This window comes from Marininema halotolerans, from assembly GCF_900116235.1.
Taxonomy (GTDB): Bacteria; Bacillota; Bacilli; order Thermoactinomycetales; family DSM-45169; genus Marininema; species Marininema halotolerans.
Genome location: NZ_FPAA01000009.1, coordinates 1 through 25729, shown reverse-complemented (window position 1 = coordinate 25729; position 25729 = coordinate 1). Strand labels below are relative to the sequence as shown.

Genomic DNA, 25729 nt, shown 5'->3' with positions numbered 1-25729 from the left:
GGAGGAAAACACCCATGGGAATCAAGCATTTTAAACCGACTTCTCCTGGTCGACGTCAAATGACGGTCTCTACCTTTGAAGAGATCACGACTTCGACTCCAGAGAAAACCTTGCTTGCTCCGCTGACGAAAAAAGCTGGCCGCAATAACCAAGGTCGGCTGACGATGCGTCATCAAGGTGGCGGACATAAGCGTAAGTATCGGATTATCGATTTTAAACGGAACAAAGACGGCATTCCCGGCAAGGTTGCTACGATCGAGTACGATCCAAACCGGTCTGCGAACATTGCTTTGATCCACTATGTGGACGGTGAAAAGCGCTACATTCTTCATCCGCAAGGATTGAAAGTGGGCGACACCATCGTGTCGGGTCCTGAATCAGACATCAAAGTAGGAAACGCATTGCCACTCGAAAACATCCCAGTTGGTTCCACAATTCACAACATCGAGCTGAAGCCAGGTGCAGGTGGCCAAATGGCACGTGCTGCAGGTACTTCTGCACAGTTGCTTGGTAAAGATGGTAAATATGCCATCCTACGTTTGACCTCCGGGGAAACCCGCATGGTACAACGTCAATGCCGCGCAACTCTCGGTCAAGTAGGGAACCAAGACCACGAACTGATTAACATCGGTAAAGCGGGTCGTTCTCGCTGGAAGGGTATTCGCCCGACCGTCCGTGGTTCTGTAATGAACCCGAGCGATCATCCCCACGGTGGTGGTGAAGGTCGTGCGCCAATCGGTCGTAAATCTCCAGTTACTCCTTGGGGTAAACCGACTCTTGGTTATAAGACCCGTAAAAAGAACAAGCCGTCCGACAAATATATTGTGCGTCGTCGTAAGAAGTAATTTTCGCGCTCGTACGCGCGCAATGTTGGAAAGGGGGTTGAATGCATGGGTCGCAGCCTGAAAAAAGGGCCTTTTGCAGACGATCATTTGTTGAAAAAAGTGGCGCAGCTGAACGAGAATGATGAGAAGAAAGTGATTAAAACTTGGTCTCGTCGTTCTACGATCTTCCCGGATTTTGTCGGCCACACGATCGCTGTTTATGATGGTCGCAAACACGTACCTGTATACGTAACGGAAGACATGGTAGGCCATAAGCTGGGAGAATTCGTCACCACTCGGACTTTCAAAGGCCACGCTGGGGACGACAAGAAAACGCGTAAACGCTAACCCAAGCTCGGCTGATAGAGAGGAGGTCAGATGATGGAAGCGACTCAAGCTAAGGCGATGGCTCGCCAAGTGCGGATCGCACCTCGCAAGGCGCGTCTGGTCATCGACCTGATCCGCGGTAAGTCCGTGGGTGAGGCCTTGGCCATTTTAAAATTCACACCCCGCGCAGCGTCCCCGATTATCGAAAAGGTTTTGAAATCGGCAATCGCAAATGCGGAGCACAACTACAGCCTGAATCCCGACAATCTCGTGGTAGAGACGGCGATGGTTGATGAAGGACCAACCATGAAACGGTTCCGCCCCCGGGCGCAAGGTCGGGCAAGCAGAATTAACAAGCGGACCAGCCACATTACAGTGGTTGTATCTGAAAAATAAGGAGGGATAGCACGTGGGTCAGAAGGTCAACCCGGTAGGTTTGCGTGTTGGCGTTATCCGCGATTGGGAATCCAAGTGGTTTGGCGGCAAGGATTACGCAAACATGTTGCACGAAGATATTCAAATCCGTGAATACCTGGCGAAGCGGCTTAAAGACGCGGCTGTCTCCACTGTGGAGATCGAGCGCGCTGCAAACCGCGTTAACTTGACCATCCACACTGCCAAGCCCGGCATGGTGATCGGGAAGGGCGGTTCTGAGGTGGAAACCTTGCGCCAGCAGCTGAACAAGCTGACGGAGAAGAAGATTCACATTAACATTAACGAAATTAAAAACCCTGAGTTGGATGCTCGCCTTGTGGCAGAGAACATCGCTCAACAACTGGAGCGTCGGATTTCTTTCCGTCGTGCGATGAAACAAACCATCACACGCACACTCCGCTCTGGTGCTAAAGGGGTTCGTACCCAAGTGTCTGGTCGCCTCGGTGGCGCTGACATTGCACGTTCTGAAGGGTATAGTGAAGGAACTGTACCACTTCATACGCTACGCGCGGATATTGATTACGGTACTGCGGAAGCTCACACCACATACGGTCGTATCGGCGTGAAGGTGTGGATTTACCGTGGTGAAGTACTCCCGACGAAGAAAAAGGGAGATGCGGAAGGAGGTAAGTGACCATGCTGGTGCCTAAAAGGACGAAGTATCGGAAAGAACACCGTGGCCGCATGAAAGGGAAAGCAAAAGGCGGTACGGAAGTAGCCTTCGGTGAATACGGCTTGCAGGCTCTTGAGGCATCCTGGATCACTAACCGTCAGATCGAGGCGGCGCGTATTGCGATGACTCGTTATATTAAACGGGGCGGTAAAGTCTGGATCAAAATATTTCCAGACAAACCGGTCACTGCAAAGCCTCTCGAAGTACGGATGGGTTCCGGTAAAGGGTCCCCTGAAAAATGGGTAGCCGTTGTAAAGCCTGGTAAAATCATGTTTGAACTGGCGGGTGTTCCTCAGGAAGTCGCTCGTGAAGCGTTACGCTTAGCAGCGATGAAACTGCCAGTGAAAACGAAATTTGTAATACGTGACGAAGCGGGTGGTGGAAGCAATGAAGGCTAAAGAGCTCTTTGATATGACCACCGCAGAGATCGAACAGAAGCTGACCTCTTTGAAAGAAGAGCTGTTCAACCTCCGGTTCCAAGCTGCGACCGGCCAGTTGGACAATCCGGCCCGGATCCGTCAAGTGCGCAAAGATATCGCCCGTGCCAAAACCGTGGTGCGGGAGCGCGAGCTAGGGATCGAAAGGAGGAAACAGGCATGACCGAGCGCAATAACCGTAAGGTGCGTCTAGGTAAAGTCGTCAGCGACAAGATGGACAAAACGATCGTCGTAGCGGTGGAAACCTATAAAAAAGATCGTCTGTACGGCAAACGTGTGAAATATAGCAAGAAGTTTAAAGCACATGATGAGGAGAACAAAGCGAAGTTGGGCGATGTTGTTCGCATTATGGAAACGCGGCCGCTGTCAAAAGACAAACGCTGGCGTCTCGTTGAGATCGTGGAAGAATCCGTAATCGTTTAAGTTCAACTGACTGGCGGAAGGAGGGAGACCGATGATTCAAGCGCAAACCCGCCTGCGCGCTGCTGATAACTCTGGCGCAAAGGAACTCATGTGCATTAAAGTACTGGGTGGATCCAAGCGTAAGTACGCCGGGATCGGTGACATCATCGTCGCTACGGTAAAACAAGCTACACCCGGGGGCGTTGTCAAGAAGGGGGAAGTCGTGAAGTGCGTAATTGTACGTACGAAGCGTTCTTCTCGCCGTCAGGATGGTTCTTACATTCGTTTTGACGAAAACGCTGCGGTTGTCATCAAGGATGATAAAAGCCCTCGTGGCACCCGGATCTTCGGACCGGTCGCCCGGGAACTACGCGAACATGAATTTATGAAAATCGTTTCACTAGCACCGGAAGTAATCTAAGTTTTGGTTGCTAGAAACGTGAACTCCCGGAAGAGGAGGTGCCGAGCATGGAGGCCAAGCGCCCGAACAAGTTGCACATTAAAAAAGGCGACACTGTGATCGTGATGCGTGGGAAAGAAGCGCCGACCCGGGATAAGGATGGAAAGACGGTTTACACCAAAGGCCGTGTCCTAAAAGTATTCCCGAACGAAGGTCGTGCCTTGGTAGAAGGTGTGAACATGGTAAAACGCCACACCCGCCCTTCCCAAATCAACCCACAAGGTGGCATCATCGAACAGGAAGCAGCCATTCACATTTCCAACTTGATGATTGAAGATCCGAAGAAGAAAGTCCCGACTCGGATTGGTTATAAAATGATCGATGGCAAAAACGGTCAGAAAAAAGTCCGTTACGCAAAAAAATCTGGCGAAGTACTGGATAAGTAATCGCGTTGACCGGAAAGGAGGATGGAGACCTTGGCACAACGTCTCAAAGAACGCTATGAGGCAGAGATCTCGCCCTCGCTAATGAAGAAGTTTGAATATAAATCTTCCATGCAGGTGCCGAAGATCGAAAAAGTGGTTATCAACATGGGGATCGGAGAAGCGGTTGTCAATCCGAAGGTGCTTGACGGAGCAGTGGAAGACTTGACGACGATCTCGGGTCAAAAACCCGTCATCACCCGTGCTAAAAAGTCCATTGCTGGCTTTAAGCTACGTGAAGGGATGCCAATTGGAGCGAAAGTAACCCTACGTGGACAACGGATGTATGACTTTTTGGATCGGTTGATCAACATTGCTCTACCTCGTGTACGTGATTTCCGTGGGATTTCTCCGAAAGCCTTCGATGGTCGTGGGAACTACACCCTAGGCCTGAAGGAGCAGTTGGTTTTCCCTGAGATCGAGTACGATCAAGTGGACAAAGTTCGCGGGATGGACATTGTAATTGTAACCACCGCGACCAACGATGAGGAAGGGCGCGAGCTTCTCACCCAAATGGGAATGCCTTTCCGTAAGCAATAAACATTACCTGGTTAAAACCAGATCTGTATTATAGAGCGGCAACGCCGCCAACTTCTCTTAATAAGGAGGGAATCCGTTGGCCAAGAAATCAATGGTTGTGAAGGCGAATCGCAAACCGAAGTTTGCAGTGCAAGGCTACACTCGCTGTGAACGGTGTGGACGTCCTCACTCCGTCATTCGTAAGTTTCGTCTCTGCCGGATTTGTTTCCGTGAGTTGGCCTATAAAGGTCAGATTCCCGGTGTCAAAAAAGCGAGCTGGTAATTTAGAAGTGGAAGGAGGGAACCCGGCATGGTGATGACTGACCCGATTGCTGATATGCTAACTCGTATTCGCAATGCTAACTTGGTTCGGCATGAAAGCCTGGAGGTGCCGGCTTCCAAGTTGAAGCGGGACCTAGCTGAAATTTTAAAGCGTGAAGGCTTTATTCGCGATGCGGAGTATGTCGAAGATGGCAAACAAGGGATCATCCGTATTTTCTTGAAATACGGAGCAGATAACTCCCGGGTGATTACTGGACTAAAACGGATCAGTAAACCTGGACTTCGCGTTTACGCGAAATATGATGAGATCCCCCGCGTTTTGCGTGGCCTCGGGATCGCCGTTGTATCAACCTCTAAAGGGGTTATGACGGATAAAGAAGCCCGTAGTGCTAAAGTGGGCGGCGAAGTATTAGCTTATATCTGGTAAAGTCGCCGGAAAGGATGGAGGTGAACGCAGATGTCCCGTATCGGTAGAAAACCGATTTCCATTCCTGCTGGAGTGGAAGTGAAGCTGGATGGATCGACTGTCAGCGTGAAAGGACCGAAAGGTTCCCTCACCCGTACATTGCATCCAGAAATCACGATCAAGGTGGAAGAGAACGAAGTGCTTGTGGAACGGCCAAGTGAGCATCGTAAACATCGTGCTCTACATGGTACAATCCGTAGCCTCGTTGCCAACATGATCGAAGGTGTAACCAACGGTTACCAGAAATCCTTGGAGCTCGTGGGTGTCGGTTACCGGGCTACGAAAAAGGGCAACAAGATTGTTCTGAACGTAGGTTACTCACACCCAGTCGAAATCGATCCGCAGGAAGGGATCGAGCTGGATGTTCCGAGCCAAACGCAAGTGATCGTAAAGGGAATCGATAAGGAAAAAGTAGGCGCTCAAGCTGCTAAAATCCGTTCGGTTCGCGAACCTGAACCTTACAAAGGTAAAGGGATTCGTTACGCTAACGAACATGTGCGTCGTAAGGAAGGGAAGACCGGTAAGTAAGATGGATAGGAAAGGAGTGAATGCGGCATGATTCGCAAGCTCGATCGGAGCAAAAGCCGGAAACGTCGTCATCTGCGGGTACGTAAGAAAGTGACGGGCACGAGCGTACGTCCACGCTTGAACGTATTTCGTTCAGCTCGTAATATCTATCTGCAAGTGATTGATGATACCAAAGGCGTTACTTTAGCAGCAGCCTCTACCCAGGATGCTGAGTTGAAGGAGAGCGGAATTTACGGTGGCAACGTAGAAGCTGCCCGGAAAGTGGGCGAACTTCTCGCGAAGCGTGCTATCGAAAAAGGGGTCGACACTGTGGTTTTTGACCGTGGGGGCTACATCTACCATGGCCGGATTAAAGCAGTGGCTGAAGGTGCCCGTGAAGGAGGTCTCAAGTTTTGAGCAAAGGAGGTAGAAGCATGCGCAACGATCAGGCCAAGGATGACTTGGTTGAAAAGGTCGTCTCAATTAACCGCGTATCGAAAGTTGTTAAAGGCGGCCGTCGCTTCAGCTTTACCGCTCTAGTCGTAGTTGGCGATGGGAAAGGTAAAGTGGGCGTAGGTTACGGAAAAGCAACTGAAGTACCCGAAGCGATTCGTAAAGGCGTAGAAGAAGCAAAACGCAGCATGATCACTGTTCCTCTTCAAGGAACAACGATTCCTCATGATACGATCGGACGCTTTGGCGCTGGCCGCGTATTGTTGAAACCCGCTTCCAAAGGTACTGGGGTTATCGCTGGCGGTGCTGTCCGCGACGTTCTGACGGTTGCTGGTGTAGGTGACATCTTGACCAAGTCGTTGGGTTCGAACAACCCAATTAACATGGTTCGTGCTACCCTACAAGGTATCCAAAGCATGAAGCGGCCAGAAGATGTAGCCAAAATGCGCGGAAAATCCGTCGAGGAACTGCTGGGATAAGGAGGGATTGACCGTGGCAAACAAACTGGCTATCACCCTCAAACGCAGCCTGATCGGCCGTCCGGAAACCCAGCGGGTAACCGTTCGTACTCTCGGGCTGACGAAACGGGAACAGACTGTGATCCAGAATGACAGCCCCGCTATCCGCGGGATGATCAAGAAAGTCTCTCACTTGCTCGAAGTAAAAGAAGTTCAACAATAATTCTTCTTTGCGAAGAGAGATCGATAGAGGAGGTGCAAGGAAATGAATCTCCATGAGCTAAAACCTGCTACTGGTGCTCGTAAAAATCGTAAGCGTTTGGGTCGTGGGATCTCCGCTGGCCAAGGTAAAACTTCCGGTAAAGGGCACAAAGGACAAAAAGCTCGTTCCGGTGGTGGTGTACGCCCTGGCTTTGAAGGTGGTCAGAATCCCCTATACCGCCGGTTGCCGAAGCGCGGTTTCACCAATGTGAACCGTAAGGAGTACGCAGTGATCAACCTTGATGACTTAAACCGTTTCGAGGAAGGTACAGAAGTAACTCCTGAGCTTCTTAAGGAACAAGGGGTTGTAAAGAACATGAAGGACGGTTTGAAAGTGCTCGCAAGCGGAGAACTGAAAGTGAAGCTGACTGTTAAAGCGCACAAGTTCTCGCAAGCGGCTCTTGAACAGATTGCAAAAGCCGGAGGTACGTCGGAGGTGCTCTGATGCTTCAAACCGTAAGTAATATTTGGAGGGTGGAGGATCTCCGTCGTCGGATACTCTTCACACTTGCAATGTTGATTGTTTTTCGGATCGGTGCTTTTATTCCAGTACCGGGCACAGACAGTACTGCGTTGCAACAGATGTCTGAGCAATCCGGTGCATTTGGATTGATCAACACCTTCTCAGGGGGCGCGCTCGCTAACTTCTCGATCTTTGCAATGGGGATCATGCCGTATATTACAGCGTCGATTATCGTGCAGCTGTTAACGATGGATGTGATTCCTGCCTTTGCAAGATGGGCGAAGGAAGGGGAAGTCGGCCGTCGTAAATTAGGGCAAGTAACGCGTTATGGAACCATTGTCTTAGGGTTAATTCAGTCCATTGGATTGACGATCGGTTTTGGGAACCAATTTCAGCTTCTCAAGTCAACGGACGTTTCTACCTATGCGTTGATTGCCCTCACACTAACCACGGGGACAGCATTCCTGATGTGGTTGGGGGAGCAAATCACGGAAAAGGGAATTGGTAATGGGATTTCCATCATCATTTTCGGCGGGATCATCGCTGGGATTCCTTCGAGTATGGGGCAGATCTACACGACCTTATTTGAGAAGAAGGAAGATCAGGTTTTTCTAGGGATCGTGGAAGCCGTTCTAATTTTGGTTGTCGTAGTCGCCTTGATTGCCGGTGTGATCTTTATCCAACAGGGTATTCGTAAAATTCCCGTGCAGTATGCAAAGCGCGTGGTAGGTCGGAAAATGTATGGTGGACAGTCCACCCACATTCCGATGAAAGTGAATGCCGCTGGGGTAATTCCTGTCATCTTTGCGATGTCCTTGTTGCTTTTTCCGTACACCATCGCTCAGTTCTGGAAGGGTAATGCCTTTGCGGATTGGATCTCGGCAAACTTCACTCTTGGAGCACCGCTGGGTACGGTCTTGTATGTGTTTCTGATTATCGGGTTTACGTATTTCTACACGTTTGTGCAGATTAACCCGGTTCAGTTGGCTGATCAGATGAAGAAAAACGGCGGCTACATTCCAGGGATTCGCCCTGGTAAAAACACCACCGTGTACCTGACTCGGATCATGAACCGAATTACCCTTGCCGGAGCACTCTTTTTGGCGGCAATCGCTGTTCTACCGGTGTTCTTTAGTACCTTGGCGGGCTTGCCTGACTCGGTTCGTATTGGTGGGACGTCGATCCTCATCGTTATCGGTGTGGCATTGGAGACGATGAAAACCATTGAGAGCCAGCTGATTAAGCGTCACTATAAAGGGTTTATCAACAACAAATAATGCTACCCCGGATCCCTTCCGGGGATCATGCATAAATCGGAGCTTACCAGCTGCGAAGGCAGGACGAAAGCCTCCGACATCGGGATTGTCGAAGATGCACTTACGAGTGTTATCGTGGGTAATCGCCCTGCAGCGGGAGGGATGAGGCTTGAATATTGTGCTGATGGGACTGCCGGGTGCTGGAAAAGGTACTCAAGCGGATCGAATCACTGAGGCAGTTCACATCCCTCACATCTCTACCGGCGACATGTTCCGCCAAGCAGTGAAGGAAGAAACACCACTCGGTCGCGAAGCGAAGTCGTACCTTGATGAAGGTCAATTGGTTCCTGATCGAGTCACAATCGGAATTGTCCAGGATCGTCTGGCCAAGGATGATTGTGCCAAGGGCTTCATGTTAGACGGGTTTCCAAGAACGGTGCCCCAGGCGGAAGCGTTGGATGAGATGCTGAAGGAGATGGGGAAGGAACTCGACCACGTCATTTACATTGAAGTGGCTGAGGGAGAACTCTTGAAACGATTGACTGGTCGGCGAATTTGCCAAGACTGTGGCGCTACGTACCACGTCGTGTTTAACCCACCGAAGAAAGATGGGATCTGTGATCGGTGTGGCGGTCAATTGTATCAGCGAGAAGACGACACGGAAGAGACTGTTGCCAAGCGGCTTGCAGTCAACCTGGAGAAGACCCGGACTCTCGTTGGGTATTACGAGAAGCAAGGCAATCTTCGGACCATTGACGGAGAGCAGCCAATTGGTAATGTCACGGATTCCATTTTAGGACTTCTAGGGAGTACTGCCCGATGATTGTACTAAAATCGAACCAAGAACTTGAGCATATGCGTGCTGCGGGACGAATTGTCGCTCAAACGCATGAACTCTTGAAAGACGCGATCCGGCCTGGTATAACCACCAAAGAATTGGATAGAATTGCGGAAAACTTCATTGTGAAGAACAAAGCAATTCCCTCCTTCAAAGGTTACAACGGGTTTAAAGGGAGTGTCTGTACCTCGGTGAACGAGGAGCTGGTTCACGGCATCCCTGGTGATCGACGGCTGAATGATGGCGACATCATCAGCATCGATATCGGAGCTTGCTTAAATGGGTATCATGGCGATTCTGCATGGACGTACCCGGTTGGGCAAGTTTCAGAAACGGCGTCGCGGTTGCTCGAAGTGACGGAGGAGTCCCTTTACAAAGGTTTGGCTGAAGCGAAACCGGGTAATCGGATTGGGGATATCTCTCATGCTGTTCAGCTTCTCGCTGAAAATGCCGGATTTTCCATTGTTCGAGAGTATGTAGGACATGGGATTGGTCAGGAGCTGCATGAAGAGCCTAGCATTCCTAATTACGGGCTGCCGGGCAAAGGCCCTCGTTTAAAACCGGGGATGACGTTGGCCGTCGAGCCGATGGTGAATGTGGGAACGCGATACGTGCGAACGTTGGCTGACAACTGGACCGTCGTTACACAGGATGGTTCCCTGTGCGCCCATTTCGAGCATACCATCGCGATTACAGAAGACGGCCACGAAGTATTGACCACAGTGTAAGGTGAAGGGTGATGGATGTGACGGAGGCCGAATATCGGCCCTTGCCAGGACAGATCGTCAGGGTAATCCGGGGTCGTGAGGCAGGGAGATATGCGGTGGTAATCGGGTTTGAAAAACCCCACTTTGTTTGGTTGGTGGATGGTGACAAACGAAAGTTTGGTCAGGCGAAGAAAAAGAACCTGAAGCATATCCAACCCACCAATCATATTGACCGTGATGTTGCGGCATCGATTCATGCTGACGGCAGGGTTACTAACGCGAAGTTGCGCTACGCCTTGAACCAATATCTTCTTCATATCGGAGAAGGAAAAGGAGAGTGAGTCAATGGCCAAGGAAGATGTAATCGAGGTGGAAGGTAAGGTCATCGAGCCTCTACCCAATGCAATGTTCCGGGTAGAGTTGGAGAACGGTCACAAGGTTTTGGCCCATGTGTCTGGCAAAATCCGTATGCACTTTATTCGGATCTTGCCTGGGGACAAAGTGACAGTCCAGCTCTCCCCCTATGACCTGACTAAGGGCCGGATTACCTATCGTTATAAATAACGAGAAGGTACCTTTAGCCCCATGCTCGGATGTCGCTGCGGGCCGTGTAGCCAGCAAGATATGACACCGAGGCTCCACGGGCTCCTGGGTACCAGGCCCATTGTTAGGAATCCCGTGGAGAAGACAGGAGGGAAAGACACATGAAAGTACGGCCGAGTGTAAAGCCGATTTGTGAAAAATGTAAGGTGATTCGTCGCAAAGGGACTGTCATGGTTATTTGCGAAAATCCGAAACATAAGCAAAAACAAGGATAAGATAGGAGGTGGGTCATTTTGGCACGTATTGCTAGTGTTGACCTTCCCCGCGAGAAGCGCGTGGAAATCGCACTGACGTATATCTATGGCATTGGTCGCTCACAATCGAATCGGATCCTCGCTGAAACGGGTATCGATGTGAATACACGTGTTCGCGATCTGACCGAAGACGAAGTGGGTAAACTTCGTACCGCGATCGATAAGAGTTTGATCGTTGAAGGGGATCTACGTCGGGATATAGCTCTTAACATTAAACGTTTGATTGAAATCGGATCTTACCGTGGATTGCGGCATCGCCGCGGCCTACCGGTACGTGGACAAAACAGCAAAAACAATGCTCGTACACGTAAAGGTCCACGTCGCACGATGGCGAACAAGAAGAAGTAACGGATAAGGAGGGAAAACCATGGCTGTAAAAAAACGTACTTCCAACCAGCGCGTTAAAAAGAAAGCCCGTAAGAATATTGAGTCAGGGATTGTGCACATTCGTTCAACCTTTAACAACTCGATCGTGACGATCACTGACAGACGGGGAAATGTTATCGCCTGGTCCAGCTCGGGTGCAATGGGCTTCAAAGGGTCTCGTAAGAGCACACCTTTTGCTGCTCAAATGGCTGCAGAAGCCGCTGCCAAGCAGGGTATGGAACACGGTTTGAAAACGGTCGAAGTGACGGTGAAAGGCCCCGGAGCTGGTCGGGAAGCGGCTATCCGTGCACTCCAGGCTGCTGGTCTGGAAGTAAACCTGATCAAAGATGTCACTCCGATTCCTCATAACGGGTGCCGCCCGCCGAAGCGTCGCCGAGTGTAAAGGAATTTGATTTCCGGGAAATTGATTGGTTTACATTACCAATGGCTTGTGTATACTGGTAGTGGACAAATCATGGCTATACGTATGCCCAGCGGTCGTTTGCCGGGACGAGTCGTCGATGACACCACTAAGAGATGCGCAAAAAGACCGATCCACCCGGAATGCGACGTTTAGAAGGAGGGGTTCGACCGTATGATTGAGATCGAGAAACCAAAGATTGAAACCGTAGAGATCAGCGACGACAGTCGATACGGAAAGTTTGTCGTGGAACCCTTGGAACGCGGTTATGGTACCACTTTAGGTAATTCCTTGCGTCGCATCCTACTGTCGTCCCTTCCAGGTGCGGCAGTAACATCCATTCAAATTGATGGGGTGTTACATGAGTTTTCCACGATCCCTGGAGTGGTTGAGGATGTAACTGAGATCATTCTCAACCTGAAACAACTTTCTTTGAAAGTCCACTCGGATGAGGAGAAAGTGCTCGAGATTGATGTGGAAGGCGGCGGGGAAGTTAAAGCTGGTGACATCCGTGCTGATTCGGATGTGGAGATCCTTAATACCGATCTTCATATCGCGACGTTAGCTGCAGATGGTCGTTTGCACATTCGTCTGACAGCAAATCGTGGCCGGGGTTATGTACCTGCTGACGGCAATAAAACGGAAGAGCAGTCCATCGGAGTAATTCCGATTGACTCCATCTATACACCGATTGAGCGCGTCAACTACAAAGTAGAAAATACTCGTGTTGGTCAAGTGACGAACTACGATAAGCTGACATTGGAAGTATGGACGGATGGAAGCTTACGACCAGACGAGTCGGTGAGTTTAGGTGCGAAGATCTTGACTGAGCACTTGATGCTTTTTGTCGGTTTGACCGAAGAAGCCCAAGATGCTGAGATTATGGTCGAAAAGGAAGAGGACAAGAAAGAGAAGGTCATGGAAATGACCATTGAAGAGTTGGATCTCTCCGTTCGTTCCTATAACTGCCTAAAGCGCGCTGGCATCAATACTGTCCAAGAGCTGACCCAAAAGTCAGAAGAGGACATGATGAAAGTACGCAACTTGGGACGTAAGTCGCTCGAAGAAGTGCAGGAAAAATTGTCTGAGCTAGGACTCTCCCTGCGCAACGACGACTAAACACCCATTCTGAGACGAGGGAGGGGAAACACATGGCACATTCCAAACTGGGTCGTAATTCCGGTGCGCGAAAAGCTTTGCTTCGGGACCTGGTGACCGACCTGATCATCCACGAACGGATCGAAACGACTGCTACCAGAGCAAAGGAAGTTCGTTCCATCGCTGATAAAATGATCACCCTGGCGAAACGTAATGATCTTCATGCACGTCGTCAGGCGGCCGCCTACGTTCGTCAACAGCGTTCTCGTACGGAAAAAGACGGTGAAGAAGTTACCCATTCACAGGTGGACGCCGTCAAGAAGCTGTTTGATGAAGTTGGCCCCCGTTATGAAGAACGAAACGGTGGCTACACCCGCATCATCAAGATCGGACCTCGCCGCGGAGATGCGACGGAAATGGTCTTTCTGGAACTGGTGTAATTACCGCTTTTGTGTGATCAAAGGGAGAGGGCAGGATCGATCCGGTCCTGGAATCTACCCTTTTTTCTTTTTATCCGGATTTCTATGGAAAGAGCGGTGATAAGGGTGATCCATCTTCAAGGAGTGGGTTTCCGATATCCGTCCGTAGCAGAGTCCGGCGCAGGAGAGTGGGTACTTTCCAATCTAGATGTAACCATTCATCGAGGAGAATACCTTGCCGTAATGGGGCCAAATGGCTCAGGGAAATCGACAATGGCTCGCCTTTTTAATGGGTTACTTCTTCCCACAGAAGGGGTGTTAACCGTCGATGGTTTAGATCCCCATGATACTGAAGCCGTGTGGGAAATCCGGCGCCGGGTAGGGATGGTTTTTCAGAATCCTGATAACCAAATCGTTGCCACAACCGTCATCGATGATATCGCCTTTGGGTTGGAGAATCGAGGTGTCCCACGGGACGAGATGGTAAAACGTATTCAGGATGCCATGGCTCGTGTTGGATTGACTAGCTTAGAAAAGGCAGCTCCTCATCACCTTTCTGGTGGACAAAAGCAACGGTTGGCAATTGCGGGAGTCTTAGCGATGCGTCCTTCTGTGATCATCTTTGATGAAGCAACTTCAATGTTGGACCCTCTAGGGCGTAAGGAAGTGCTTGCAGCGATGCAATCCCTTCATCAGGAAGGAACAACGGTAATTCATATTACCCACTCCGCCGATGAAGCGCTACAAGCCGAACGCCTATTGGTGATGGATAAAGGGCAAGTGGTGCGTGAAGGAAAACCACTCCATATCTTTTCCCATCCGGAGGAACTTGAAGAGTTATTCCTTGAAGTACCGATGTTTATTGATCTTAGAGAACGGTTGCGAAGGCAAGGGATGGCCCTTTCTCGAGACAGTGCCAACTCGGAGGAGCTGGTGGAGGAATTATGGGGATTGTTGTCCAAGGGTTAAGTCATGTATATATGGCAGGCACCCCTTTTGAAAAAAAAGCATTAAGCGATGTCGATCTTAAGGTGGAAACGGGATCCTTTGTTGCGATACTCGGTGCAACCGGTTCAGGTAAATCCACACTGATTCAACATATTGCGGGCCTTTTGCGGCCTACGACGGGAAGTGTGCGTGTTTTTGACACGGTAGTGGATGGAACCACAAAAAAACTGGCACCATTGCGTCGCCATGTGGGTGTTGCCTTCCAGTATCCAGAACATCAGTTGTTTGAAGAAACGGTTGCGAAGGATATTGCCTATGGGCCGAGTAACCAGGGGATAGATGGTGAGGCACTCACAACACGTGTGCGTCAAAGTATGGAGTGGGCAGGGCTTCCAGAGACATTGGCGGATCGTTCTCCCTTTCAGCTTTCTGGGGGACAGATGCGTCGGGTAGCCATTGCCGGCGTGCTTGCGATGGAGCCGCGTGTCTTAATTCTGGATGAGCCGACGGCAGGACTGGATCCCAGAGGACAACGAGAGCTTCTAGAACAGATAAATGCGCTTCATCATGAACGTGGGATGACTGTTCTCTTGGTTTCTCATAGCATGGCAGAGGCGGCCCGTTATGCTGACAAGATCCATGTGATGCATAAGGGTCGGCGAGTATTGTCCGGGACGCCTGGAGAAGTGTTCTCCCAGCGAGAAGCGCTAGAACAGTGGGGCCTGGAGCCACCTCCTGCGGCGGCATTGTGTCACTCTCTGCGCGAGCGTATGGGTCCCTCCGTTCCAGAGGATCTTTTGACAGTGGAAGCGTTGGCAGAATATCTTTCGGATCGCTGGCAGGGGAGGAAATCACCATGAGTCCTCTCTCTGCCCCGGTGCTGGGGCAATACGTTCCAGGCGACTCCATTCTCCATCGCTTAGACCCTCGAACCAAGATCGTCGTTATCTTTGTGTATATGCTGATTGTTTTTCTTGCCAATAACGGCATCACCTATGGTCTATTAATCGTGACGACGAGTGTAGGGGTCTTTCTTTCCGGAGTGCCGATTTTGATGATCCTACGGGGGTTAAAGCCGGTATTTATTCTCATCGCCTTTACGGCTTGTCTTCATCTTTTCTTTACCAAGGGCGGCGAAGTGCTATTTTCCATGGGTCCGATCACCATTGAGGAAAAAGGGGTTATGCAAGCAGGATGGATCTCTCTTCGCTTTATGTTACTCGTGGTGACCGGGATGCTATTAACCCTGACGACCTCTTCTATCGATCTTACTGATGGAATGGAGAGGTTATTAACCCCCTTGCGTCGAGTCGGTGTGCCTGCCCATGAACTGGCATTAATGATGTCGATCTCCCTGCGGTTCATTCCTACTTTATGGGAAGAGACCAATAAGATCATGAAGGCGCAACAGGCACGTGGAGCCGATTTTGAAAGCGGCAGTATTTTTAAACGGTTAAAAAGTTTTATCCCTGTGCTAATTCCCCTCTTTGTCTCAGCATTTCGACGGGCAGAGGAACTCGCGTTAGCAATGGAGGCCCGAGGTTATCGAGGCGGCCAAGGTCGGACACGACTTCGAAAACTCACCTTCACAGGGAATGATAGCATCGCTTTTATTCTTTTATTCTTGCTCGTGATCGGTCTTATCGGGCTTCGAAGCCAGTGAAGGAGGCGATGATGTCATGCGGAGACTGAAGTTGACCATCGCCTATGACGGCGCTGATTTCGCAGGCTTCCAGAGTCAACAAAACCAGCGCACCATTCAAGGCGAGCTGGAGAAAGCTTTGAAAAAGGTGACTGGAGAAACCATTATCGTTTATGGTGCAGGTCGAACCGATGCGGGTGTCCATGCAAGGGGTCAAGTGGTCCATTTAACAACGAACACTCGAATTCCTACTGAAAAATGGGTCTGGGTGTTCAATCATATGTTGCCAAGAGACCTGGCTGTCATTCATGCAGAAGAAGTATCCGATGGTTTTCATGCGCGGTATGATGCCTGTTGGAAACGATATCGTTATGAGATTGATACACACGCAATCCCCGATGTCTTTACCGGTCGATATCGGACGAGAATCAAAGGGGAATTGAATCAACTTGTCATGAGAGAAGCTGCTCAACACTTGTTGGGAACGCATGATTTTACGGCACTTTCCTCAGCGAAGTCTGCGATCAAAAATCGGGTACGAACACTGTATCAGTGTGACGTCGAAAGCATGACAGCGGGGATTTCTATCACCACCGCAGGCAATGGATTTCTCTACAATATGGTACGAATTATCGCGGGATTACTTGTTCAGGTGGGGAAGGGAAGCCTTTTGCCCGAGCAAGTACCGGAAATTATTGCATCTCGGGATCGAGGAAGGATTGGTAAAACGCTTCCTCCTGAAGGGCTTACTCTAATGGAAGTCTCCTATCAACCTTGGGAAAAATCTCTCCATCCTTGACACCGAATGCCATTTGGTGTAGTATGATCGTTGGTAATTTTCCACTTGCCCCGGTGGAACCAAGTTCGGCGCACTAAGCAAAATCCTGACCACTTTTGGATTATACCTAACTATCTATCCAATGGTCTTTTCATGAGGAGGGAACACGATGCGAACCACTTTTATGGCCAAACCGAACGAAATCGATCGGAAATGGTATGTGGTCGATGCCGCGGATAAACCGCTAGGGCGTGTTGCTACCGAAGTAGCTACATTGCTACGCGGGAAACACAAGCCCCAATTTACACCCCACGTGGATACCGGTGACTTTGTTATCGTTATCAACGCGTCTCAAGTTCATCTAACTGGTAAAAAACCAGCAGATAAAATTTATCACCGTCACACAGGTTACCCAGGTGGACTCAAATCCATCTCAGCTGGCGACCTTCGTGAGAAAAAACCTCAACTGATGATCGAACTAGCTGTTCGCGGGATGCTACCTAAGAACAAACTGGGTCGTGCTCAGTTGAAAAAGCTGAAGGTATACGCCGGTACGGAACATCCTCATCAGGCACAACAACCTGCTAACTGGGAATTCCGCGGTTAATACAACATTCTAAGGAGGGAAACCAACCTTGGCACAAGTCCAATTCTACGGCACAGGTCGCCGTAAGGAATCCGTGGCTCGCGTTCGTCTGATTCCTGGTGATGGTCGTATCGTCATCAACGGTCGTGACATGGATCAATATTTTGGTCTCGAAACCCTAAAAGCGATTGTAAAACAACCGCTGGTTCTCACAGAAACCTTGAACCGTTATGATGTGCTCGTCAATGTCGATGGTGGTGGTTTTACCGGTCAAGCCGGTGCGATCCGTCACGGTGTTGCTCGTGCACTTCTGAAAGTCGATCCGGAACTGCGTCCGTCCCTGAAGAAAGCAGGCTTCTTGACTCGGGACCCACGGATGAAAGAACGGAAAAAATATGGTCTCAAAAAAGCTCGTCGTGCTCCTCAGTTCTCCAAGCGCTGATGCGTGGCATGGTACCCGTTTCCAATATGGAAACGGGTTTTTCTGTTTATTAGGTAGGATACGACTGCGCCGACCGGTAACACTATGGTTACTTGAGGAGGGATACCGGTGGGAAAGGTTGTCTGGTTAGAGGCATGGCGTTGCCATCGTATGGAGAAGCTTCGCGAAGAAGCTTTGCATGGTTTTCCATGGAGCAAGCTATCGCGTTTTTTAGAGGAGGTACTGGAGCCGAGTCTCTCGTTTCTTTCTCCTCGAAAGCGTTTTAGTGTGGATGAGGCCGTTTATCGCTTGGCCTTTGAGGCATATGTGTGTGGAATTGAGTCCAGCCGTAAAGGAGAAGCAGAATGTCCACCGGAACGGACAGAGAACGAGCGGAGAAGGTGGTGCAATGATGTCTTTGGCCAAGAGGGGGATGAACTAGTTAGTCGGGTAGCACGTGAGATGGATTTATTTCATCACTTGGATGAATGGACAAGCCAATCCGTTCTTGTTTTTTTCGATGAAGTTGCGCTACGGTGGTTTTTACATGGCATCGATTATGGAATTCGTCTGCGAAAAAGGCGACTTCTGTAACATATCGTCCCGCCTTGTCCCATATACATGAATCATCGATTGGGACTTGTTGGGGAGGTCGGAGGATGAAGGATGCAGTAGGGAAATGGGTTAAAAAGAAGGCCTTCTGGTGGACGATCACTGTCAGCTTGCTGTTCGCTCTCCTTTTATATGGTTATTCCCCTTTTCAGTGGAGCCGTGCTGTATGGAGTGTGCCTTTAGCAGGGAAAACCTTCGTCTTGGATGCTGGACATGGGGGGATTGATGGTGGGGCAGTTAGTGCTTCAGGTGTTATCGAAAAGAAAATCGCGTTAGATATTACCTTGAGAGTGCGGGATTATTTACAGGAAGCCGGTGCGCTCGTTCTCCTGACAAGGGAGACGGATCGTGATCTTGCGGATGAAGATGCGAAACGTCGCAAATCCCAGGACTTGATTCGCCGCGCTGAATTGGTCAAAGAAACGTCGCCGGACGCATTTATTAGCATTCATCTTAATTCGACTCCCTCCACGCGATGGAGTGGGGCACAAACCTTTTATTACCCCACCTTGGAGGCCAATCAACAATTAGCGATGGCGATTCAATCGGAACTCATACGACACTTGGATAACACCAAGCGTTTAGCGCGTCACAGTGGCAATGTCTATATATTAAAAACATCCCCAGTTCCTTCGGCGCTTGTTGAAGTGGGATTTTTGTCCAACCCAGGTGAGGCAAAAAAGCTTGCGGATCCTACCTATCAGCAAAAACTAGCCGCATCCATATACAATGGCATTATCTTGTACTATACTCGCCAAGAAGAGAGCGCTAAAGGTTCCAAGTAGCCTATGCTATAATTAAAGATGAAAAACGAACTCGTCAATTGGGGTGTTAATCTTGCTTACGGTTGAACAAATCTTGGAAGCCCTTCGGCAAGTAAATGAGCCGGAGTTAAAAAACAACCTCGTCACATTAAATTTGGCCCGAAACATACGGATTTTTGATGATAAAATTGTCCTCACTTTAATGTTCCTATCCGAGGACGCTCCCCATCAGGATCGCATGTTGAAGGAAGTGGAAACAGCGCTCAAAGGGATTGGGGCCGCTACAGTAGAGATTGAGACGGATGTGTTAAGTTCACGGGAGCAAACCGCGTTAAGTGAGCGCATTCGTAAAGAACATCAAGAAAAAATTCGTACGAAGCGATCGGAAGGGCGTGCGGCACTCTCCTCAGAAGAAAATGCTCCGCCGCTTTTATCCAAAGAATCCAACACCCGTTTTATTTCAGTTGCCAGTGGTAAAGGGGGAGTTGGTAAATCGACGGTCACGGTGAATCTAGCGATTGCTCTTGCGCGTGAAGGGGCAAAAGTGGGTGTAATTGATGCCGATATCTATGGATTTAGCGTGCCGGATATGATGGGGGTAGAAGAACGACCCCGCGTGGTGGATAAGACCATCTATCCCGTGGATCGTTTTGGCGTGAAGATGATTTCGATGGGATTTTTCGTGGAAGAGAACGCTCCGGTAATTTGGCGGGGTCCGATGCTAGGCAAGATGCTCCGCAATTTCTTCCAAGAAGTCGAGTGGGGTACCCTAGACTATATGGTACTCGATCTTCCACCTGGAACCGGTGATGTCGCATTAGATGTTCATCAAATGCTTCCCCAGTCGAAGGAACTACTTGTAACCACTCCCCATGCCACGGCTGCCTTTGTTGCGGCGCGGGCAGGAGCGATGGCGCTACATACCGATCATGAGATTCTTGGCGTTGTAGAAAATATGTCCTGGTACGAATGTTCTTCTTGTGAGAAGAAGGATTATATCTTTGGACGTGGCGGCGGGGAAAAGCTTGCGCAGGAGTTAGATACCGAACTTCTTGCACAGATTCCTCTAGGTGCACCTGATAATGGAGATCCTGGTGATCCAGGATATTCACCCTCTGTCTATGCAGCAGATACATCGACAGGACAAAGGTATCGGGATTTAGCGCGCGAAGTAATGAAGCGTACCCTTTAAAAGGGGATTGCTCCTTTAAGGTCGAAATCGGTTGTCAGGTGTGTTGGTTATGAAAAGATGGAGCGAGGGTACATGGGGGCACAAGGAACTGCCTCCTTTACTCTAAAAACCGGTTTAATCAACACGTCGGGTCGGTTGGATATAAAATGGGTAGGTTATATCGAAAAAAGCACCGGTTGTTTATCCGGTGCTTTTTTTTCGCGAGGGGAAGACTTAAGAAAGAAGGTGGGTGGAATCATGGAGAAATCAATTATTCAATTAGAACAGGTGCGAAAAAGTTATGTAGGAGATGATGGGCCGATTACTCCTCTTAATGGGGTGAGTGCGGTGGTGCCAAAGGGGAGTTGTGTTGTGGTGACAGGGCCCTCTGGAACTGGCAAGAGTACGTTATTTCGCCTCCTAAATCGCCTTGAGGACCCAGATCAGGGCAGGATCTTATATCGCGGACGAAACATCACAGAATGGAATCCTGTTCAGTTACGCCGGGAGGTTCACTATGTTGTACAGCAGCCCATTCTTTTTCCGGGTACTGTAAATACGAACTTGGCCTACCCCCTATCGTTACAAGGAAAAGAGATGAGTCAATCCGAGATGGAAAATACCCTGGCAAGAGTGGGATTAGATAAGTCGATGCTTCGTCGTAAAGTGGAGGATCTTTCTGGCGGTGAACGACAACGGGTTAGTTTGGCGCGCTCATTGACATTAAACCCCCCGGTGTTATTACTGGATGAACCCACTTCTTCGTTAGATGATGCCTCCATTCAGGTGGTGGAGGAAGAAATTCGACGTTTTCGAGATCAAGGAGGAACGGTGTTGATGATTAGCCATTTTCAACAACAAGTACAACGCCTGGCCGATATTCATTGGCGTCTTTCTGCTGGTGCGTTAACGGTGGATGGTGAAAACTCATGAGTACAACAGCCACGCTCTTTACGGTCGGGTTTATTTTTATTGCGATGATGATTTCCTTGTGGCAAAAGCTCGGGTTAGAAAAGGACCTGGTTGTTGCTACCCTTCGCGCAACCATTCAGCTAACCGCGATTGGGTTTGTCTTGCGGTATATCTTTACAGCGGACCGTTGGGAATTTATCCTTTTAATTATTGGGATCTCCATCTTCGTCGCTTCTCAAAATGCTGGAAAACGAGGCGAAGGCATTCCGAGCATTCGCCTAAAGGTATTTGTCACGATTGGGTCGGTGGTGGGATTCACCCTGAGTATGATGCTTCTTTTGGATATGGTGAAACCGGAAGCGAAGACCGTTATTCCAATCAGTGGGATGCTTGTTGGCAACGCCATGGTGGTTTCTTCCCTTTTATTAAACCGCTTAAAAGATAATGCAGAGTCGATGCGTGACGAGATCTTGGTGGCACTTTCCCTTGGAGCGACGCGTGTACAGGCGAGTAAACGAATGCTGACCTCTGCGATACGAGGGGGAATGATTCCAATCATCGATTCGACTAAAACCGTTGGGCTTGTCCAATTACCTGGGATGATGACAGGTTTAATTATTGCAGGTACGGATCCTGTGGCAGCAGTTCGCTATCAATTATTGGTGATGTTCTCCTTCACTGCTTCCTCCGCTTTAGTAAGTATCCTCTTAGGAACGATGGTGATTCCCACACTATTTAATGCCGCTCATCAATTTGTCGGCTGGGGAAAGAAAAATTAAGCGCAATAAAAAGAGCTGGAAGCGTTTTGGTTCCAGCTCAAAAATGTTGCGGTCGTGGATCAAGGGTTAAGAGGAAGAGCCTCCACCATTTTGAGATTGACCGGACTGCCCTTTGGATGATGAGCCACCTGAAGGGTTTCCTTGTTTCGTACCGGCCTCTTTCATCAACTTCATATATTTTTCTTTGAAAGCAGGGTTTTGTAAAGCTTCTTCCATGACCTTCATGATTTGCTGACGGGATTCTTTGCTCTTCATCAATTGCAACAGTTGTTTGGTAAACTCCGGATCTTTCAATATGTCCAGCATCATCTTTTGGTAGTCGGGATCTTTCATAAGTTGCTTAATCAATTTTTTGTGTTCTTCTTGCGTTGCCTTCGCAAAATTGGCGGCGACTTTCGGTTTTGCTAACAACTTTTCTAATTGGGGTTGCATTTTGGGGTTGGTTAGTGTGTCACTGATTGTTTTTTCAATTTGCTGATCCGTAATGATGACTTGACTGCGAAATTCAGGATCCTTCATCATCTCTTGAACCGATTTTTTCCCGTCCTGGGTGTGAAGCACATCCGTTACCATCTGTTTCATGCCGGTATAATCTCCTGTTTTTGATTGAGATTTATCCGATGAGCCACATGCGGTAAGGGGAGTGATGATCAAAATGGACAAGATCAGTGCCGATAGTGGCATACGTTTGTTCATAGGTGCGTCGCCCTTTCACTGATATAAAAGTAAGGTAAGTTCTTGTTAGGGTTTTTGTAGGCCTCCGTGGAAGAAACATGAGAACGATCTGAAATCATTACCTGCTTATAATATGAGCGGTGTTTTGGCGGATTATGCCTTGTAGCATTCAATTCCCTTGAAAGGATCGTTATAATAGGTAAGGTAAGTCAGAGGTGTATTGAAGGAGAGACGAACTGTGACGCTACGTAAATTGTTCTTTCTATTTTGGACCACTTGTGCGATTGGTACAGTGACAGCACCTGTCATCGGTTTCCTTCTCAAGGTAAGCGGTGTCGGTGGAGAACTCCAAATTGTGTCGCAATTGTGGGCAGGAGTTATGTTTGGAGCCATGGCTCAAATGGGCTTTTTTGCGTATATGGTTTTTAATATGGTGTTTGTTGGCTTTATCCGTGACCAACGCGTTTATCAATTTCTTCAGTTAATGGTGACGGTGTTGGTGCTTAGTAGCCTGGTTGTCATTCAAAAGGAACACAGCCTCTTGGAGAGGCTCATTGTACCCGCCACGATTTTATTGGCTGGATTGATTGTGGGAAGATTTAAAGTGAAGGCGACAAATTCGATGAGCTTTATTCCTACGGTTTTCTTTATGACTGCGGCTACCAGCTTAGAGGCGATCCCTTCCTTAGAACAATCGATTCCATTGATTTTACTGATGGTAATCTCCTTGCTCATTTGTAACGCATGGCAAATCATGCAGCTACACCGTCTTTTGGATCCCGTCGGCTCACAAGAGGCGACCTCTCAGCCATCGGTACGGTCCCATCAACCGTCGGTGAAAAAGAAAAATAAACAAAAAAAACAGCTCTAAGGTTAGAGCTGTTAATCGACTGGATTTAAATCCACCTTCGATCCTGCGATAAGTTCGGATACGCTAACAAATCGGTATCCTTTCTTATGGAGGTCATCAATAATCACAGGCAGTGCCTCGTGTAACTGCTTGCTTGAATCGCTGGCATGCATGAGAATAATGTCTCCAGGGTGGGCTTTGCCAGTTACGCGACTAATAATTTTGTCTTTACCTGGATTGAGCCAATCTAACGAATCCGTATCCCACTGGATTGAGGTATACCCCAAATCCCGAGCGACTTTAAGCACGCGTTTGTCAAAGTCTCCATTTGGGAATCGGATAAGATTAGGTTCTTTCTTTGTTGCTTTAGAGAGAATTTGATGGGCTTTACTAATTTGTGTTTTGATCTCCTCTTCACTGAGGGTACTGTAATTCACATGACGATGACCATGACTACCAATCTCATAACCCATATCCGAGATCCTTTTCACGATGTCTGGGTGGGTTTCTACCCAAGGTGAAGAAAGAAAAAAGGTTGCTTTTTTGACTCCTTTTCGTTCTAGAATGTCAAGAATTGGTCCTGCACGTTCCTCGCCCCAACTAATATCAAAGGTTAATGCGAGCTGTTTCTTCTTGGTGTCTACACTGTAGATGGCATCCGGTCCATTATCAAAGGGCATGAATACCTGGATGTTCTCCTTCTCGGCATAATAGATGCCGAGGGCGAAGATGAACGCGATGACACCAAACATTCCTTGTTTGATCCGTTTAGCTGACATGACCCATATAAATTTCATCCCACCACCTCCGATGGCTTCGGTATGGAAGGCCTCACACCTGTCCCATACTAAATGTATTCCATGGGACGAGGGTTATGATTGTTTCATTGAAAGGAGGAGATCGGATGAACCAATTTGTTATCGCTCTACGAGAAGAACGGCGACTCATTCGTCTGGCCACGGTTCTTTTGGTAGGAGGTGCGCTTCTTGGTTATCTGTTTGCCGATTCAATTACGGGTGTATTAAAATCATCCGCTGTTTGGGAACAACTTCAAGAAACGGTCTCCAAGATGGGTAAACACCCTGGTTTTTTCGATGCGTTTACCGTCATTTGGTTAAATAATATGAAAGCGGCTGCGACGATGATTGGCATGGGGGTGTTTTTTGGGGTATTTCCCTTGTTTGCCTTACTTACCAATGGGGTAATCCTTGGTGTAGTACTGGGGCAGGTAAGTGCGATGGGGAATAACCCCCTCTGGGTGTTTGTAACAAAAATCCTTCCCCATGGAATTTTAGAGTTACCCGCATTGATTATTGCATCAGCCTTTGGTATTCGCTTAGGTTTGTTGGTTTTACAATGGATGATTAGCTGGGTCTCTCCTGTATTTCGGGAACGAAATCAACTGGCTTGGCAACATTTCTTTCGTCAAATTCCGTATATTGTCGGAGGGGTATTTGTTCTGATATTGGTGGCAGCGGTCATTGAATCGGGTTTGATCGTTTATCTCAAATCGTAACCTATAAGGGAGGGGAAATCCGTATGCAGACGAACCTAACATGGAATGGGAACATGCAGTTTCAAGCAGCCACACCTTCAGGTCATCAAATGACCATGGATGCTGCTGAAGAAGTAGGGGGAGAGAATCAAGGTCCACGACCGACAGAGGTACTCTTATCAGCAGTAGGAGCCTGTTCAGGTATTGATATCGTCGACATTTTAAAGAAGATGCGTCTTCATGTGGAGTCCTTTGACATGGAGGTTTCAGGGAGCCGGGCAGAAGATCATCCAAGGCGGTTCACCCATGTACATATCCATTATCGCCTGACAGGGGACTTACCCGTAGAAAAAGTGCGGCGTGCAGTTACCTTATCACGGGATACCTATTGTTCCGTTTCCCAGTCATTAAATGCTGAAATTACGACGAGCTTTTCAATTAATGGGGAAAGGCATGAATGACCTTTCCCATTCTAATAAAGAATGGAGGAGTGTCGTATGACGAAAATGGCCTTAGATGTAAGGAATCAGAAGTGGAATTTCGCACTGACAAAAAAGGTTCGATGATAAAAATAGGGTGTAGTGGATGAAGGCTTTATAAAAACACGAAAAAACTCGAAAAAAAGTATTGACCTAGGACAAGATCCATGCTAAATTATTACTTGTCGCTGCGGCGGCGCGGCGGAAAGCCGGGCCACGCAAGAGACAGAAGCCGAAAGGGCTTCGAAAAAAGAATGAAAAAAGTT

General features: G+C 48.7%; 43 protein-coding genes. 41 read left to right on the top strand and 2 right to left on the bottom strand.

Going from position 1 to position 25729, the window contains the following annotated elements; translation table 11 throughout:
• The first annotated feature begins 14 nt into the window (after nt 1–14).
• The 38 genes from rplB (at nt 15) to CHX35_RS11910 (ending at nt 21964) form a co-directional block, all read left to right on the top strand.
• A complete protein-coding gene (gene rplB, locus CHX35_RS12095; RefSeq protein ID WP_091837800.1) occupies nt 15–845 on the top strand; it encodes a 50S ribosomal protein L2 in 831 nt (276 codons plus the stop codon).
• A gap of 45 nt (nt 846–890) precedes the next feature.
• Nucleotides 891–1172: a 30S ribosomal protein S19 gene (rpsS, locus tag CHX35_RS12090; protein WP_091837799.1), complete on the top strand. Its 282-nt coding sequence runs from the start codon at nt 891–893 to the stop codon at nt 1170–1172.
• A gap of 30 nt (nt 1173–1202) precedes the next feature.
• Nucleotides 1203–1547, top strand: coding sequence for a 50S ribosomal protein L22 (gene rplV / locus CHX35_RS12085; protein ID WP_425435356.1), 345 nt, complete (start codon nt 1203–1205; stop codon nt 1545–1547).
• 13 nt (nt 1548–1560) lie between these two features.
• Complete coding sequence (gene rpsC / locus CHX35_RS12080; protein WP_091837796.1) at nt 1561–2220, top strand: 30S ribosomal protein S3; 660 nt, start codon at nt 1561–1563, stop codon at nt 2218–2220.
• Between the two features lie 2 nt (nt 2221–2222).
• The gene (gene rplP / locus CHX35_RS12075) at nt 2223–2657 is read left to right on the top strand and encodes a 50S ribosomal protein L16 (protein ID WP_091837794.1); all 435 of its coding nucleotides are present in this window, start codon (nt 2223–2225) and stop codon (nt 2655–2657) included.
• Nucleotides 2647–2859 (top strand): 50S ribosomal protein L29, encoded by a 213-nt coding sequence (gene rpmC / locus CHX35_RS12070; protein ID WP_091739347.1) that lies wholly within the window; start codon nt 2647–2649, stop codon nt 2857–2859. The genes rplP and rpmC overlap by 11 nt, the downstream gene beginning before the upstream one ends.
• Complete coding sequence (rpsQ, locus tag CHX35_RS12065; protein WP_091837793.1) at nt 2856–3119, top strand: 30S ribosomal protein S17; 264 nt, start codon at nt 2856–2858, stop codon at nt 3117–3119. Before rpmC ends, rpsQ begins: the two co-directional genes overlap by 4 nt.
• Before the next feature lie 31 nt (nt 3120–3150).
• Complete coding sequence (gene rplN / locus CHX35_RS12060; RefSeq protein ID WP_091837791.1) at nt 3151–3519, top strand: 50S ribosomal protein L14; 369 nt, start codon at nt 3151–3153, stop codon at nt 3517–3519.
• Nucleotides 3520–3590: 71 nt separating this feature from the next.
• Complete coding sequence (gene rplX / locus CHX35_RS12055; protein ID WP_091838008.1) at nt 3591–3944, top strand: 50S ribosomal protein L24; 354 nt, start codon at nt 3591–3593, stop codon at nt 3942–3944.
• 21 nt (nt 3945–3965) lie between these two features.
• Nucleotides 3966–4520, top strand: a complete 555-nt coding sequence (gene rplE, locus CHX35_RS12050) for a 50S ribosomal protein L5 (RefSeq protein WP_176392059.1) — start codon at nt 3966–3968, stop codon at nt 4518–4520.
• A 76-nt stretch (nt 4521–4596) separates the two neighbouring features.
• On the top strand, nt 4597–4782 hold the full coding sequence (locus tag CHX35_RS12045) for a type Z 30S ribosomal protein S14 (RefSeq protein WP_091837788.1): 186 nt from the start codon (nt 4597–4599) through the stop codon (nt 4780–4782).
• 27 nt (nt 4783–4809) lie between these two features.
• The gene (gene rpsH / locus CHX35_RS12040; RefSeq protein WP_091837786.1) at nt 4810–5208 is read left to right on the top strand and encodes a 30S ribosomal protein S8; all 399 of its coding nucleotides are present in this window, start codon (nt 4810–4812) and stop codon (nt 5206–5208) included.
• Nucleotides 5209–5238: 30 nt separating this feature from the next.
• A complete protein-coding gene (rplF, locus tag CHX35_RS12035) occupies nt 5239–5775 on the top strand; it encodes a 50S ribosomal protein L6 (RefSeq protein ID WP_091837785.1) in 537 nt (178 codons plus the stop codon).
• A gap of 27 nt (nt 5776–5802) precedes the next feature.
• A complete protein-coding gene (gene rplR, locus CHX35_RS12030) occupies nt 5803–6171 on the top strand; it encodes a 50S ribosomal protein L18 (RefSeq protein ID WP_091837783.1) in 369 nt (122 codons plus the stop codon).
• Between the two features lie 17 nt (nt 6172–6188).
• Nucleotides 6189–6686, top strand: coding sequence for a 30S ribosomal protein S5 (rpsE, locus tag CHX35_RS12025; protein WP_091837782.1), 498 nt, complete (start codon nt 6189–6191; stop codon nt 6684–6686).
• A gap of 13 nt (nt 6687–6699) precedes the next feature.
• Complete coding sequence (rpmD, locus tag CHX35_RS12020) at nt 6700–6888, top strand: 50S ribosomal protein L30 (protein WP_091739371.1); 189 nt, start codon at nt 6700–6702, stop codon at nt 6886–6888.
• Nucleotides 6889–6930: 42 nt separating this feature from the next.
• Nucleotides 6931–7371: a 50S ribosomal protein L15 gene (gene rplO / locus CHX35_RS12015; RefSeq protein WP_091837780.1), complete on the top strand. Its 441-nt coding sequence runs from the start codon at nt 6931–6933 to the stop codon at nt 7369–7371.
• Entirely contained in the window at nt 7371–8666 is a 1296-nt protein-coding gene (gene secY, locus CHX35_RS12010) for a preprotein translocase subunit SecY (RefSeq protein WP_091837778.1), read from the top strand. The genes rplO and secY overlap by 1 nt, the downstream gene beginning before the upstream one ends.
• A 148-nt stretch (nt 8667–8814) precedes the next feature.
• The gene (locus CHX35_RS12005) at nt 8815–9468 is read left to right on the top strand and encodes an adenylate kinase (RefSeq protein ID WP_091837776.1); all 654 of its coding nucleotides are present in this window, start codon (nt 8815–8817) and stop codon (nt 9466–9468) included.
• Entirely contained in the window at nt 9465–10211 is a 747-nt protein-coding gene (map, locus tag CHX35_RS12000) for a type I methionyl aminopeptidase (protein WP_091837775.1), read from the top strand. The genes CHX35_RS12005 and map overlap by 4 nt, the downstream gene beginning before the upstream one ends.
• A gap of 11 nt (nt 10212–10222) precedes the next feature.
• Nucleotides 10223–10531: a KOW domain-containing RNA-binding protein gene (locus tag CHX35_RS11995; RefSeq protein ID WP_091837773.1), complete on the top strand. Its 309-nt coding sequence runs from the start codon at nt 10223–10225 to the stop codon at nt 10529–10531.
• 4 nt (nt 10532–10535) lie between these two features.
• Nucleotides 10536–10754, top strand: coding sequence for a translation initiation factor IF-1 (gene infA, locus CHX35_RS11990; protein ID WP_091837772.1), 219 nt, complete (start codon nt 10536–10538; stop codon nt 10752–10754).
• A 140-nt stretch (nt 10755–10894) separates the two neighbouring features.
• Nucleotides 10895–11008 (top strand): 50S ribosomal protein L36, encoded by a 114-nt coding sequence (gene rpmJ / locus CHX35_RS11985; protein WP_003322638.1) that lies wholly within the window; start codon nt 10895–10897, stop codon nt 11006–11008.
• A gap of 18 nt (nt 11009–11026) precedes the next feature.
• Nucleotides 11027–11395, top strand: a complete 369-nt coding sequence (gene rpsM / locus CHX35_RS11980; protein WP_091837770.1) for a 30S ribosomal protein S13 — start codon at nt 11027–11029, stop codon at nt 11393–11395.
• A gap of 19 nt (nt 11396–11414) precedes the next feature.
• Complete coding sequence (rpsK, locus tag CHX35_RS11975) at nt 11415–11816, top strand: 30S ribosomal protein S11 (RefSeq protein WP_091837768.1); 402 nt, start codon at nt 11415–11417, stop codon at nt 11814–11816.
• 192 nt (nt 11817–12008) lie between these two features.
• On the top strand, nt 12009–12953 hold the full coding sequence (locus CHX35_RS11970) for a DNA-directed RNA polymerase subunit alpha (protein ID WP_091837767.1): 945 nt from the start codon (nt 12009–12011) through the stop codon (nt 12951–12953).
• Between the two features lie 32 nt (nt 12954–12985).
• The gene (gene rplQ, locus CHX35_RS11965; protein WP_091837765.1) at nt 12986–13372 is read left to right on the top strand and encodes a 50S ribosomal protein L17; all 387 of its coding nucleotides are present in this window, start codon (nt 12986–12988) and stop codon (nt 13370–13372) included.
• A 105-nt stretch (nt 13373–13477) separates the two neighbouring features.
• Nucleotides 13478–14320, top strand: coding sequence for an energy-coupling factor transporter ATPase (locus tag CHX35_RS11960; protein WP_245838786.1), 843 nt, complete (start codon nt 13478–13480; stop codon nt 14318–14320).
• Nucleotides 14296–15159, top strand: a complete 864-nt coding sequence (locus CHX35_RS11955) for an energy-coupling factor transporter ATPase (protein ID WP_091837764.1) — start codon at nt 14296–14298, stop codon at nt 15157–15159. Before CHX35_RS11960 ends, CHX35_RS11955 begins: the two co-directional genes overlap by 25 nt.
• Nucleotides 15156–15962 carry an energy-coupling factor transporter transmembrane component T family protein gene (locus tag CHX35_RS11950; protein WP_091837762.1) on the top strand — a complete coding sequence of 269 codons (807 nt, stop codon included), beginning with the start codon at nt 15156–15158 and terminating at the stop codon, nt 15960–15962. Before CHX35_RS11955 ends, CHX35_RS11950 begins: the two co-directional genes overlap by 4 nt.
• Nucleotides 15963–15978: 16 nt before the next feature.
• Nucleotides 15979–16740 carry a tRNA pseudouridine(38-40) synthase TruA gene (gene truA / locus CHX35_RS11945; RefSeq protein WP_091837761.1) on the top strand — a complete coding sequence of 254 codons (762 nt, stop codon included), beginning with the start codon at nt 15979–15981 and terminating at the stop codon, nt 16738–16740.
• 148 nt (nt 16741–16888) lie between these two features.
• On the top strand, nt 16889–17326 hold the full coding sequence (gene rplM, locus CHX35_RS11940; RefSeq protein WP_091837759.1) for a 50S ribosomal protein L13: 438 nt from the start codon (nt 16889–16891) through the stop codon (nt 17324–17326).
• A gap of 28 nt (nt 17327–17354) precedes the next feature.
• Nucleotides 17355–17747 (top strand): 30S ribosomal protein S9, encoded by a 393-nt coding sequence (gene rpsI / locus CHX35_RS11935; RefSeq protein ID WP_091837757.1) that lies wholly within the window; start codon nt 17355–17357, stop codon nt 17745–17747.
• Nucleotides 17748–17855: 108 nt separating this feature from the next.
• Nucleotides 17856–18320 (top strand): hypothetical protein, encoded by a 465-nt coding sequence (locus tag CHX35_RS11930; RefSeq protein WP_091837756.1) that lies wholly within the window; start codon nt 17856–17858, stop codon nt 18318–18320.
• A 65-nt stretch (nt 18321–18385) separates the two neighbouring features.
• Nucleotides 18386–19123 (top strand): N-acetylmuramoyl-L-alanine amidase CwlD, encoded by a 738-nt coding sequence (gene cwlD, locus CHX35_RS11925; protein ID WP_091837754.1) that lies wholly within the window; start codon nt 18386–18388, stop codon nt 19121–19123.
• 52 nt (nt 19124–19175) lie between these two features.
• Nucleotides 19176–20294 carry an Mrp/NBP35 family ATP-binding protein gene (locus CHX35_RS11920; protein ID WP_091837753.1) on the top strand — a complete coding sequence of 373 codons (1119 nt, stop codon included), beginning with the start codon at nt 19176–19178 and terminating at the stop codon, nt 20292–20294.
• A 72-nt stretch (nt 20295–20366) separates the two neighbouring features.
• On the top strand, nt 20367–21206 hold the full coding sequence (locus CHX35_RS11915) for an ABC transporter ATP-binding protein (RefSeq protein WP_176392058.1): 840 nt from the start codon (nt 20367–20369) through the stop codon (nt 21204–21206).
• Complete coding sequence (locus tag CHX35_RS11910) at nt 21203–21964, top strand: ABC transporter permease (protein ID WP_091837750.1); 762 nt, start codon at nt 21203–21205, stop codon at nt 21962–21964. Before CHX35_RS11915 ends, CHX35_RS11910 begins: the two co-directional genes overlap by 4 nt.
• Before the next feature lie 66 nt (nt 21965–22030).
• Here CHX35_RS11910 and gerD read toward each other — a convergent pair whose 3' ends face one another.
• Nucleotides 22031–22660 (bottom strand): spore germination lipoprotein GerD, encoded by a 630-nt coding sequence (gene gerD / locus CHX35_RS11905; RefSeq protein ID WP_140413613.1) that lies wholly within the window; start codon nt 22658–22660, stop codon nt 22031–22033.
• A 217-nt stretch (nt 22661–22877) separates the two neighbouring features.
• On the opposite strand from gerD, the gene CHX35_RS11900 reads away from it, so the two are divergent.
• Nucleotides 22878–23510: a KinB-signaling pathway activation protein gene (locus CHX35_RS11900; protein WP_091837747.1), complete on the top strand. Its 633-nt coding sequence runs from the start codon at nt 22878–22880 to the stop codon at nt 23508–23510.
• 11 nt (nt 23511–23521) lie between these two features.
• On the opposite strand, the gene pdaB is transcribed toward CHX35_RS11900, so the two are convergent.
• On the bottom strand, nt 23522–24286 hold the full coding sequence (pdaB, locus tag CHX35_RS11895) for a polysaccharide deacetylase family sporulation protein PdaB (protein WP_091837745.1): 765 nt from the start codon (nt 24284–24286) through the stop codon (nt 23522–23524).
• 107 nt (nt 24287–24393) lie between these two features.
• On the opposite strand from pdaB, the gene CHX35_RS11890 reads away from it, so the two are divergent.
• Complete coding sequence (locus CHX35_RS11890) at nt 24394–25005, top strand: stage II sporulation protein M (protein ID WP_176392057.1); 612 nt, start codon at nt 24394–24396, stop codon at nt 25003–25005.
• A gap of 23 nt (nt 25006–25028) precedes the next feature.
• Entirely contained in the window at nt 25029–25445 is a 417-nt protein-coding gene (locus tag CHX35_RS11885; protein ID WP_091837742.1) for an OsmC family protein, read from the top strand.
• The last annotated feature ends 284 nt before the right edge of the window (nt 25446–25729 follow it).

Coding starts and splice junctions, on each gene's coding strand:
- rplB (WP_091837800.1), top strand. CDS start 15: ATGGGAATCAAGCATTTTAAACCGACTTCTCCTGGTCGACGTCAAATG.
- rpsS (WP_091837799.1), top strand. CDS start 891: ATGGGTCGCAGCCTGAAAAAAGGGCCTTTTGCAGACGATCATTTGTTG.
- rplV (WP_425435356.1), top strand. CDS start 1,203: ATGATGGAAGCGACTCAAGCTAAGGCGATGGCTCGCCAAGTGCGGATC.
- rplP (WP_091837794.1), top strand. CDS start 2,223: ATGCTGGTGCCTAAAAGGACGAAGTATCGGAAAGAACACCGTGGCCGC.
- rpmC (WP_091739347.1), top strand. CDS start 2,647: ATGAAGGCTAAAGAGCTCTTTGATATGACCACCGCAGAGATCGAACAG.
- rpsQ (WP_091837793.1), top strand. CDS start 2,856: ATGACCGAGCGCAATAACCGTAAGGTGCGTCTAGGTAAAGTCGTCAGC.
- rplN (WP_091837791.1), top strand. CDS start 3,151: ATGATTCAAGCGCAAACCCGCCTGCGCGCTGCTGATAACTCTGGCGCA.
- rplE (WP_176392059.1), top strand. CDS start 3,966: ATGGAGACCTTGGCACAACGTCTCAAAGAACGCTATGAGGCAGAGATC.
- rpsH (WP_091837786.1), top strand. CDS start 4,810: ATGGTGATGACTGACCCGATTGCTGATATGCTAACTCGTATTCGCAAT.
- rplF (WP_091837785.1), top strand. CDS start 5,239: ATGTCCCGTATCGGTAGAAAACCGATTTCCATTCCTGCTGGAGTGGAA.
- rplR (WP_091837783.1), top strand. CDS start 5,803: ATGATTCGCAAGCTCGATCGGAGCAAAAGCCGGAAACGTCGTCATCTG.
- rpsE (WP_091837782.1), top strand. CDS start 6,189: ATGCGCAACGATCAGGCCAAGGATGACTTGGTTGAAAAGGTCGTCTCA.
- rplO (WP_091837780.1), top strand. CDS start 6,931: ATGAATCTCCATGAGCTAAAACCTGCTACTGGTGCTCGTAAAAATCGT.
- secY (WP_091837778.1), top strand. CDS start 7,371: ATGCTTCAAACCGTAAGTAATATTTGGAGGGTGGAGGATCTCCGTCGT.
- map (WP_091837775.1), top strand. CDS start 9,465: ATGATTGTACTAAAATCGAACCAAGAACTTGAGCATATGCGTGCTGCG.
- CHX35_RS11995 (WP_091837773.1), top strand. CDS start 10,223: ATGGATGTGACGGAGGCCGAATATCGGCCCTTGCCAGGACAGATCGTC.
- infA (WP_091837772.1), top strand. CDS start 10,536: ATGGCCAAGGAAGATGTAATCGAGGTGGAAGGTAAGGTCATCGAGCCT.
- rpmJ (WP_003322638.1), top strand. CDS start 10,895: ATGAAAGTACGGCCGAGTGTAAAGCCGATTTGTGAAAAATGTAAGGTG.
- rpsK (WP_091837768.1), top strand. CDS start 11,415: ATGGCTGTAAAAAAACGTACTTCCAACCAGCGCGTTAAAAAGAAAGCC.
- CHX35_RS11970 (WP_091837767.1), top strand. CDS start 12,009: ATGATTGAGATCGAGAAACCAAAGATTGAAACCGTAGAGATCAGCGAC.
- rplQ (WP_091837765.1), top strand. CDS start 12,986: ATGGCACATTCCAAACTGGGTCGTAATTCCGGTGCGCGAAAAGCTTTG.
- CHX35_RS11955 (WP_091837764.1), top strand. CDS start 14,296: ATGGGGATTGTTGTCCAAGGGTTAAGTCATGTATATATGGCAGGCACC.
- CHX35_RS11950 (WP_091837762.1), top strand. CDS start 15,156: ATGAGTCCTCTCTCTGCCCCGGTGCTGGGGCAATACGTTCCAGGCGAC.
- truA (WP_091837761.1), top strand. CDS start 15,979: ATGCGGAGACTGAAGTTGACCATCGCCTATGACGGCGCTGATTTCGCA.
- rplM (WP_091837759.1), top strand. CDS start 16,889: ATGCGAACCACTTTTATGGCCAAACCGAACGAAATCGATCGGAAATGG.
- cwlD (WP_091837754.1), top strand. CDS start 18,386: ATGAAGGATGCAGTAGGGAAATGGGTTAAAAAGAAGGCCTTCTGGTGG.
- CHX35_RS11915 (WP_176392058.1), top strand. CDS start 20,367: ATGGGGGCACAAGGAACTGCCTCCTTTACTCTAAAAACCGGTTTAATC.
- CHX35_RS11910 (WP_091837750.1), top strand. CDS start 21,203: ATGAGTACAACAGCCACGCTCTTTACGGTCGGGTTTATTTTTATTGCG.
- gerD (WP_140413613.1), bottom strand. CDS start 22,660: ATGAACAAACGTATGCCACTATCGGCACTGATCTTGTCCATTTTGATC.
- pdaB (WP_091837745.1), bottom strand. CDS start 24,286: ATGAAATTTATATGGGTCATGTCAGCTAAACGGATCAAACAAGGAATG.
- CHX35_RS11890 (WP_176392057.1), top strand. CDS start 24,394: ATGAACCAATTTGTTATCGCTCTACGAGAAGAACGGCGACTCATTCGT.
- CHX35_RS11885 (WP_091837742.1), top strand. CDS start 25,029: ATGCAGACGAACCTAACATGGAATGGGAACATGCAGTTTCAAGCAGCC.